Raw genomic sequence first — 8,500 nt, forward strand, 5'->3', positions numbered from 1 at the left:
TCCTTCATTCATAATAGCTTTAAAACGACTGATGGCCAGCCGATTATTCAAAGGTGATGTTTGGATACCGCTTCAATGTATCAAGCTTGTCGCTCGTACCACCCTGTGTGCCCTCATCTAGAATCACGCGCACGGCGGCAGGACGCCTGAGCGTTGTTAGTGCCGCATCCCGGATTGCCGTGGTGATGGGTGGGACGTTTAACATCGACAAGGCAAACCCGTTCTTCACACGAATGGTCACAGCGTCTGCTGAAATGTCGCACAAAACGTGTGACGGATCACTTAAAAACGTAAAGGGCGGGATATCGATTTCCTTTTTTATCAGAGCCAGTATCGCCGGCCAGACGTTTTCTGAATCTCCCGTCAGCGGACCCGCCGGGTCATCGGCGACGGATGCTTTATTTTGAATCGTCAACTCAACCGGCGCACCGTTTCCCATTGGAGGCGCCGCACGCTGCCCGTCGGGCTCGGCAGAGGGCATTTGTACAGGCACAGGCTTTGCAAGCACGGGCTGCATCGGCGTTTGAGCGGGCGCGGGGACAAGAGTGCCTTCAAGCTTTTTTTCAAGCGCTGAAAGGCGCGCTAAGAGGGTGGCGGGGTCGTCGCAGAGGCGGCTGTCACACAGGCGGATGAGGCAGAGCTCGGCGGCACCGCGCCCGCCGGCACTCTTTGACATGCCAAGCTGCGTCTGACGCAGAATTTCCAGCATCGACAAAAGGCGCTCCGTCGGCATGCGTTTTGCAAAATCCTGCAGAACAGGCACGTCATAAAGACCGCTGAACAGACTGGTATTGTCAGCCGTGGTGAGGCCGGACAGAAGGATATCTCGAAGCAGATCGGCCATCTCGCCCAGCAAGGACGACATGACCTTCCCGTCGTGATAAAGGCTGTCGAGCTGGGTAAGCGCCGACCCAACGTCTCCGTCTGCCACGGCGGATAAAAGACGCGCCGTTTCTTCACTTCCCGCTAAGCCGATGGCGGAGAGAACTCTTTCCGTATCAATTGTCTCATCGGATGCGCATTGGTCGAGAAGCGACAAACCGTCCCGCAGGGCACCGTCGGCAAGCCGCGCCAGCAGGTGCGCGGCATCATCCGTCAACGGCATATTTTCCTGTGCGGCGACAGTTATGAGATGGCCGGCAATCGTTTCCGGCAGAAGACGTTTAAAAGAAAATCGCTGGCATCTCGACATAATCGTCGCCGGGACTTTGTGGATTTCCGTTGTCGCCAGGATGAAAATGAGATGCTCGGGTGGCTCCTCAAGAATTTTCAAAAGCGCATTAAAAGCCGCGGTAGACAGCATATGCACTTCATCAATAATGTAAACGCGTTTTTTGGCGGCAACAGGCGTAAAAACAGCCTCTTCGCGCAGCGCGCGGACATTGTCGACGCCGTTGTTGGATGCCGCGTCGAGTTCCAGCACGTCGAGAATGCTGCCGCTGTCGATACCCACACAATGAGCACAGGCGTTGCAGGGGTTGCCGCCCTGCGGGCTGAGGCAATTGACGGCTTTGGCCAGTATCTTCGCGCACGACGTCTTCCCGGTGCCGCGCGTTCCGACAAAAAGATAAGCGTGCGACAGGCGCCCACTGACAACCTGACGCTTGAGCGTTTCGGATATGACCTCTTGGCCGACAACGTCGTCAAACGTTTTGGGGCGCCATTTTCTGTATAAAGCTTGGTACATGGCTCTGCCTCCGCATCGAGATAACTGACGTTTTCCGACATGCAGCCTGGCGCTGTTCTTTCATGCCGGGGAAAAGCGATAGCATGGGTGCACTTTACTGCGTATGGTAAAGCAAGTAACGTCCCGCTTTTAAGCGGCGCGAGGCAAGGCCGCACACCGGCCTTTGAAAGTATGATATGTCCGAAACGCCGGCAGCCGACTCAAAGCCGGTCACCTCGCGGCACACGCCAGTTTTCGCTTAATGCTGCTCGGTTCCCCGCCTGACATGGTTCACGAATTGACGTTGCGCGAGACCGGCTTATCAGCGCCACTTACCGGAATCTGATAACACATCACACACCCGAGGGTCGGAATTCATCCCTGCTGTAGCGGGTTGCAGGTAACAGGGCACCGCTGACTCCCCGACTAGTGCGGCCTTGCCCCGCGCCGCTCTGTTCGCGGGGAAAGTGTTTATATTATACTACTTCTACCCGCCATTATCAATAACCATCCTATTGCTGTTGGCAACCGGCGAGACGTTTTGCCGGTTTTAAGCGCACGTCAAATGTAACAGCGGAAAAATAACAGGCCTTACGGCCCGTCAAAGCATATGTAAAGCCGGATGGCCAAAGGCCTCCGGCATATTTATTTAGACGCGTTAACACGCATTGTTGCAGCCGCCGCCAAAGCCGCCGAAGCAGAATATGATAACAAGGATAATGACAAGCCAGGAACAGCTGTTGTTGCCAAGAATACCGTTATTGCCGCACATATTGTTTCCTCCCGAAAAGATGTGACCCTGTTGGGATCACTTTATACTATTCCAAGGGGGAAAAAGTGTTCCTCAGTCACAGCAGCTGTTGAAGCCGCCGAAGCAGAAGATGATGACGAGAATAATAATAAGCCAGGTGCAGTTGTTGCCACCAAAGATACCGTTATTGCAGCACATATATAGACCTCCTAAATCGATATGGCCCTTTATCGGGTCAGTCCATTTTATTCGGGAGGTCAAAAAGCGTTACAGGATGTTCTGGCAGAAGTTATAGACGATTTGGGCGACCTGCGCGCGCGAGGCAGTGCTTTTCGGCAAAAGCTTTCCGCCGGAGCCGCTGATAAGACCATTGTTGACGGACCACGTCATCGCGTCGGCAGCATAAGCGGAAACGCTCTTCACGTCGGGAAACGACTGATACAGCGTGCTGCTCCCCGGTGCCGTATCGTAGCCGGATGATGCGGCATATCGGTACATGACGGCGGCCATTTGTTCGCGCGTTATAATGTCATCGGGATGAAATTTGCCATCGCTATAGCCAGTGACGATGCTCCGGCTGCTCGCCCAAATCACAGCTTGATAATAATAAGCGGTGGTAGAGGCGACATCTGAAAACGACGAGCCCCCCGAAACGGCTGGTTTCCCGGCCAGGCGATACAGAACAGTGACAAACATACCGCGCGTCATCGATGTCTGGGGTGAAAATGTTGTGGCCGTTGTGCCGGAAAAGAACCCGTTATCGCTGACATAAGAGACGGCGGTTACGAACCAGTCTGTACTCCGTACGTCGCTGTACAAAACAGGCTGCACGATTGTGCCGTTGGTCTGATAGTACCCGTCAATCTGGCAGACAGTGTCCGCTGTGGCAAGCAGCGTTGCCGTTGTATCTTCAGCACAGAGATAGCGCCCGTTTGACGTCAGCGCGGCAGGTGATTTGAGCTCTGTGCCGGTTGAAACATCGATGACGGTGCCTTTTGTAACGGTGAGCGTTGCCTTGCCGGACACAAGTGACACCATACTGCCGGTGACGAATGATGCCGACGTGCCGGACGGCAGGCGCAGCGAAACAATTTTATCGGTAAATGCATAACCACTGTACCCGCCCAGCTGAGAGAGCGCCGCGTTGTAAATGGACTGCGCGTTGCGCGCGGCATTGTCATAGACGGGGGCAAGGCTGTTGCTGATGAGGGTCTTGCTGCTGTTATTCACGTCGGGCGCGAACGTGCTGTTCAAATAACTGAGAGACGCGAGCGGGTCGGTAGACGAGCCCGGCCCCGCGGCCGTCGCCGTTGAAAAACAAAAAAGGGCGCATAAAACAAGCGCCGCTGCGGCCAGCCGTTTCATTAAAGCCCTCCTTTAACAAATCCCAAGAAAAACCTTTAAAAGTTTCATTCATCATACCATGAACAGGACATAATATCAACACGGACCTGTTGACAAAAATTACCCCGTAGTATACATTTATTTAAATCAGCAAAAAGCAAAATATTTCGCCAATCGAGACTGGAGACCGTTATGAGACACGTTTACGCAGACAACGCCGGGACAACGGCGCTGTCGAAAACGGCGCTGGACGCTATGATGCCGTACTTGACGGACGGCTACGGCAACCCCTCCGCCATATACAGCCTCGGCAGAGAGGCAAAAAAAGCGCTTGAAGCATCAAGAGCAAAAATCGCGGCGGCCATTGGCGCGCTGCCGGAAGAAATTTATTTCACGGGCAGCGGCACCGAGGCTGACAACTGGGCGATTCGCGGTGTTGCCGAAGCGAAAAGTAAAAAGGGCAGGCACATCATTTCCTCGGTCATCGAACATCACGCCATATCGCACACGCTGGCATATTTGGAAAAGCAGGGCTTTGAGATCACATACCTGCCGGTGGACACGCTGGGTAGAATCTCATTAGACGATTTGAAAGAAGCCATCCGGGAGGAGACCATTCTCATTTCCGTTATGACGGCCAACAACGAAATCGGTACGATTGAGCCGATTGAAGAAATCGGGAAAATTGCCCGCGAAAAAGGCGTTTTGTTCCATACGGACGCTATTCAGGCTGTCGGCCACATCGCGATGGATGTTAAGGCGATGAATATCGACCTGATGTCGATTGCCGGGCACAAGTTCCGAGGACCCAAGGGCGTCGGCGCTTTATACATTAAAAAAGGCATCGCCCTGCCACCGCTTCTCTTCGGCGGCGGGCAGGAGCGCAAGAAGCGCTCGTCAACCGAAAATGTGGCCGGAGCTGTCGGTATGGCGGCGGCGCTTGAAGAAGCGGCCAAGAATATGCCAGGGAATGTCGAAAGAATCACGGCCATGCGGGACAGGCTTATCGAAGGACTTTTAAAAATTCCGTTTTCGCGCCTGACGGGTGACCCTATCAGAAGGCTGCCGGGCACGGCCTCCCTCGTTTTTGAATGTGTCGAGGGCGAGGCGATGGTGCTGACGTTGGACAATGCCGGAATTTGCGCCTCCTCCGGTTCGGCGTGTTCTTCGGCGTCGCTGGACCCCTCGCACGTGCTTCTGGCGATCGGCTTGCCGCACGAGATTGCGCACGGGTCGCTGCGACTGTCAATCAATGAGACGACATCGGATGCGGATATTGACTACCTGCTCGAGACGATCCCGCCGATTATTACAAAGCTCAGAGCCATGTCGCCTCTTTGGGAGGACAAGATGAATGGCAAGTTTTAATGACCTTCAAAATCGAATACGCGCACTGAAAAAAGAGAAAAATGCGCTCATTTTGGCACATTACTACGTTCCGATTGACGTTCAGGATATTGCCGACCATGTGTGTGACTCGTTTGAAATGGCCAAACGCGCCAAAGAGGCAAAGGAGCAGCTGATTATCATCTGCGGCGTCCGTTTTATGGGAGAGAGCGCCAAAATCCTGTCGCCCGATAAAAAAATTCTGATCCCGGCGCTTGACGCTGGCTGCCCCATGGCGGATATGGTAACGGTTGAGGACGTTCGCCGTCTGCGGGCCGAGCATCCGAACGCTGCCGTCATGTGTTACGTCAACTCCTCGGCGGCTGTCAAGGCGGAATCCGACATTTGCTGCACGTCGTCGTCCGCACTTCGAATTGCCAAGGCGATCAAACAGGATGAAATTATCTTTGTCCCAGATGTGCACCTAGCCGAGTATACGGCCGAAAAGGTGCCGGAGAAGAAATTTGTTTTTCATACGGGCTTTTGCCCGACGCATCACCGTATCACCGAGCACGATATCATCGCTGCGAAAAAGGCGCACCCGAAAGCAAAATTTGCCGTTCATCCGGAATGCCGGCGCGAGGTGCTCAGCCATGCCGATTTTATCGGCAGCACGGCGGAAATCATCAAATATGCCCGTGAGACGGACGCGAGCGAAATCATCATTGGCACAGAGATGGAGATTGCCGCCCGCCTGCAGCGTGAAATGCCGGACAAAAAATTTTATTCGGCAGCGTCGGCATTTGTCTGTCCGAATATGAAAAAAGTGACGCTCGCGGCAGTTTTGAACTGCCTGGAGCAGGAAGAGTACGAAATCCAGCTGGATCAAAAAGAGGCGGACGCGGCACATCAGAGTTTAGAACGCATGGTGTCCTGCTGACGACAGAAAGAATTAGGAGAATTGACAATGTATTCAGAAAAAGTGATGGAACATTTTGCCAACCCGCGCAATGTGGGTGAACTGGAAGGCGCCAATGCCATCGGCCAGGTCGGCAACCCCAAATGCGGCGACATTATGAAGATTTACATGAAGATTGAAGATAACATCATTCAGGATGTTAAGTTCAAGACGTTTGGCTGCGGCGCCGCCATTGCCACGTCATCGATGGCGACGGAGCTTGTCAAAGGGAAGACAATTGAGGAAGCCCTGCAGCTAACGAATTCGGCCGTTGCGGAAGCCCTCGACGGGCTGCCCCCGGCCAAACTGCACTGCTCCGTTCTCGCGGAGGAAGGCATTAAATCAGCCATTGCCGATTATTACAAAAGACAGGGAATTGACCCCGAGCCGATCGTCGGCTGCTCGTGCGACTGCGATGCCTGCCATCACGAGCATTAATCAACTATCATTGAAAGCCGGTTCCGAATTTTGTCGGGGCCGGCTCTTTTTTGCGCCTTTTTGCCCAGTCACGCGTGCGGGGCGCGCGGAATAGAATGTACGGAATCTCGGATAAATTGCCGTACATATAAGTCGTATTGATGATTGAAGACAACAGGCAGCCGGAAAACGCAGAACGCCCATGTGAACGGGCGTCGTCGGTGGTACCCGACGGGCGGCCCCGGTGTGCTGCGGCCCGGATCGAGTTAAAGGAGGATATCCATGCGTTTTTCTGTGATTGGCGGTGATATGCGTCAGGCAAAGCTCGCCGAACTTCTGGCGGCTGATAATCACGCGGTTTCCGCTTTCGCGATTGACAAAATACGCTTTGAAAACGACATCGTGCAAGCGGAGGGATTAAAGGATGCCGTCGTTTCTGCCGATTGCATCATATTGCCGCTGCCGCTGACGTCTAAAGAGGGGCTTTTGAACACGCCGCTCAGCGCGGAGCTGACGGCAACGCGTGAAGTGCTCGCCGCGCTGCGCCCCGACCAACTCATCTGTGCCGGAAGGATCGACTGTACGGCTTATGAGTTGGCTGATGCCATGGGGCTGACGCTGATTGATTACCTTGAGCGGGAGGAGCTCGCCGTCGCCAACGCCGTTGCGGCAGCCGAGGGTGCGATTCAGCTTATGATGGAGGAAACGCCGATTACGGTTTGCCACGCAAAGTGCCTTGTCATCGGTTTCGGGCGGATCGGCAAAATTTTGAGCCATCGGCTGCATGCGCTTGGCGCACATGTCACGGCAACGGCCAGAAACTACCCGGACCTTGCGTGGATTCGCGCCTATGGGTATAACGCGACCCCAACGGGCAGCATTGACACCATTTTGGCCGACTACGACGTCGTCATTAACACCGTTCCGGCCAGAGTACTCGGCGAAAACCGGCTGCGAAAGTTAAAGCAGGGCTGCCTCTGCCTAGACCTTGCCTCAAAGCCGGGCGGCATGGATTTTACGGCAGCCTCGAAGCTCGGCATCAAAGCCGTCTGGGCGCTCAGTCTGCCGGGCGAAGTGGCGCCCGTGACATCCGGTGCGATCATCCGGGATACGATATATAATATATTAAATGAAAAGGGCATTAAAATATGAACAGCAAGACGGTTGGGTTTGCCTTTTGCGGCTCCTACTGCACCTTTGAAAAAGCCATCGGCGCGTTGGAAAAAATCCGGGACATATATGGAAACGTTAAACCGGTCATGTCGGAAAGCGCCTGCCGGACGGACACGCGGTTTGGAACGGCGCAGAGCTTTATCGATCGAATCGAGACAATTTGCGGTGAAAAAATCATTGGCACCATCAAAGAAGCCGAGCCGCTGGGGCCAAAAACGCCGCTTGATATACTGGTGATTGCCCCCTGCACGGGTAACACGCTGGCAAAACTGGCATCCGGCATCACGGATACAAGCGTCACGATGGCGGCCAAGGCGCATTTGCGCAATGGGCGGCCTTTGTTAATCGCCTTGTCGACAAATGACGGACTCTCCGGCAACGCTGCAAACATTGGGGCGCTGCTCAGCAGGAAAAACGTTTTCTTTGTGCCGTTTTATCAGGACGACCCCGTTCATAAGAATTTTTCCGTCACCGCTGATTTTGAGCTTTTGCCCGAAGCCGTTGACGCGGCGCTCAATGGCATTCAGTTGCAGCCGGTTCTCCGGGGAACACCGGTATAAAAGCCGGTTAAAGGTATATATAGAAAAATCAGGCCGCTTTCGCGGCCTGATTGCTGTGTTATACTGCTTATTCGTTGCCGATATCATCGATGTCGTACGGTGTTGTCTGGTAGACGTAGTAATCGAGCCAATTTGAATACATCAGCTGGGCGTGGGCACGCCATGTGACAAGAGGGGCCTTCGAAGGGTCGTCGTTCGGGAAGTAGTTTTTCGGAATATCAATGTCAAGACCCCTGCTGACATCGCGCAGGTATTCAAGCGCCAAGGTCTCCGCGTCGTATTCCGGGTGGCCGGTGATGAAAAAC

9 protein-coding genes and 1 other RNA gene (1 of these 10 running past the window's edge) are annotated in these 8,500 nt (G+C 54.0%); 6 read left to right on the top strand and 4 right to left on the bottom strand.

The window, feature by feature from the left end:
- Positions 1-43: 43 nt before the first annotated feature.
- Both dnaX and ffs read right to left on the bottom strand, forming a co-directional pair.
- Entirely contained in the window at positions 44-1,687 is a 1,644-nt protein-coding gene (gene dnaX / locus IZU99_02155; GenBank protein UOO38089.1) for a DNA polymerase III subunit gamma/tau, read from the bottom strand.
- A 149-nt stretch (positions 1,688-1,836) separates the two neighbouring features.
- Positions 1,837-2,101, bottom strand: an RNA gene (gene ffs / locus IZU99_02160) — signal recognition particle sRNA large type.
- Positions 2,102-2,288: 187 nt separating this feature from the next.
- On the opposite strand from ffs, the gene IZU99_02165 reads away from it, so the two are divergent.
- Complete coding sequence (locus tag IZU99_02165; GenBank protein UOO38090.1) at positions 2,289-2,621, top strand: hypothetical protein; 333 nt, start codon at positions 2,289-2,291, stop codon at positions 2,619-2,621.
- Between the two features lie 63 nt (positions 2,622-2,684).
- Here the strand turns inward: IZU99_02165 and IZU99_02170 are convergent, their stop codons facing one another.
- Entirely contained in the window at positions 2,685-3,782 is a 1,098-nt protein-coding gene (locus tag IZU99_02170) for an S-layer homology domain-containing protein (GenBank protein ID UOO38091.1), read from the bottom strand.
- Positions 3,783-3,953: 171 nt separating this feature from the next.
- Here IZU99_02170 and nifS point away from each other — a divergent pair, with 171 nt between their 5' ends.
- The 5 genes from nifS (at position 3,954) to IZU99_02195 (ending at position 8,195) form a co-directional block, all read left to right on the top strand.
- The gene (gene nifS, locus IZU99_02175; GenBank protein UOO38092.1) at positions 3,954-5,129 is read left to right on the top strand and encodes a cysteine desulfurase NifS; all 1,176 of its coding nucleotides are present in this window, start codon (positions 3,954-3,956) and stop codon (positions 5,127-5,129) included.
- Positions 5,116-6,027, top strand: coding sequence for a quinolinate synthase NadA (nadA, locus tag IZU99_02180; protein ID UOO38093.1), 912 nt, complete (start codon positions 5,116-5,118; stop codon positions 6,025-6,027). Before nifS ends, nadA begins: the two co-directional genes overlap by 14 nt.
- Positions 6,028-6,054: 27 nt before the next feature.
- Positions 6,055-6,483 (top strand): Fe-S cluster assembly scaffold protein NifU, encoded by a 429-nt coding sequence (gene nifU / locus IZU99_02185; GenBank protein ID UOO38094.1) that lies wholly within the window; start codon positions 6,055-6,057, stop codon positions 6,481-6,483.
- A gap of 261 nt (positions 6,484-6,744) precedes the next feature.
- Entirely contained in the window at positions 6,745-7,614 is an 870-nt protein-coding gene (gene dpsA / locus IZU99_02190; GenBank protein ID UOO38095.1) for a dipicolinate synthase subunit DpsA, read from the top strand.
- Positions 7,611-8,195: a dipicolinate synthase subunit B gene (locus IZU99_02195; GenBank protein UOO38096.1), complete on the top strand. Its 585-nt coding sequence runs from the start codon at positions 7,611-7,613 to the stop codon at positions 8,193-8,195. Before dpsA ends, IZU99_02195 begins: the two co-directional genes overlap by 4 nt.
- Positions 8,196-8,262: 67 nt before the next feature.
- On the opposite strand, the gene metA is transcribed toward IZU99_02195, so the two are convergent.
- Positions 8,263-8,500, bottom strand: the final stretch of a protein-coding gene (metA, locus tag IZU99_02200; GenBank protein UOO38097.1) for a homoserine O-succinyltransferase. 686 nt of this gene lie beyond the right edge of the window; the window shows 238 of its 924 coding nt (coding positions 687-924); the start codon falls outside the window, past its right edge; its stop codon occupies positions 8,263-8,265.

The sequence above is a fragment of the Oscillospiraceae bacterium CM genome, from assembly GCA_022870705.1.
Lineage (GTDB): Bacteria > Bacillota > Clostridia > Oscillospirales > Oscillospiraceae > Sporobacter.

What these genes read in the sequence shown, in the direction of transcription:
- dnaX (UOO38089.1), bottom strand. Translation starts at nt 1,687, where the DNA reads ATGTACCAAGCTTTATACAGAAAATGGCGCCCCAAAACGTTTGACGAC.
- IZU99_02165 (UOO38090.1), top strand. Translation starts at nt 2,289, where the DNA reads ATGGCCAAAGGCCTCCGGCATATTTATTTAGACGCGTTAACACGCATT.
- IZU99_02170 (UOO38091.1), bottom strand. Translation starts at nt 3,782, where the DNA reads ATGAAACGGCTGGCCGCAGCGGCGCTTGTTTTATGCGCCCTTTTTTGT.
- nifS (UOO38092.1), top strand. Translation starts at nt 3,954, where the DNA reads ATGAGACACGTTTACGCAGACAACGCCGGGACAACGGCGCTGTCGAAA.
- nadA (UOO38093.1), top strand. Translation starts at nt 5,116, where the DNA reads ATGGCAAGTTTTAATGACCTTCAAAATCGAATACGCGCACTGAAAAAA.
- nifU (UOO38094.1), top strand. Translation starts at nt 6,055, where the DNA reads ATGTATTCAGAAAAAGTGATGGAACATTTTGCCAACCCGCGCAATGTG.
- dpsA (UOO38095.1), top strand. Translation starts at nt 6,745, where the DNA reads ATGCGTTTTTCTGTGATTGGCGGTGATATGCGTCAGGCAAAGCTCGCC.
- IZU99_02195 (UOO38096.1), top strand. Translation starts at nt 7,611, where the DNA reads ATGAACAGCAAGACGGTTGGGTTTGCCTTTTGCGGCTCCTACTGCACC.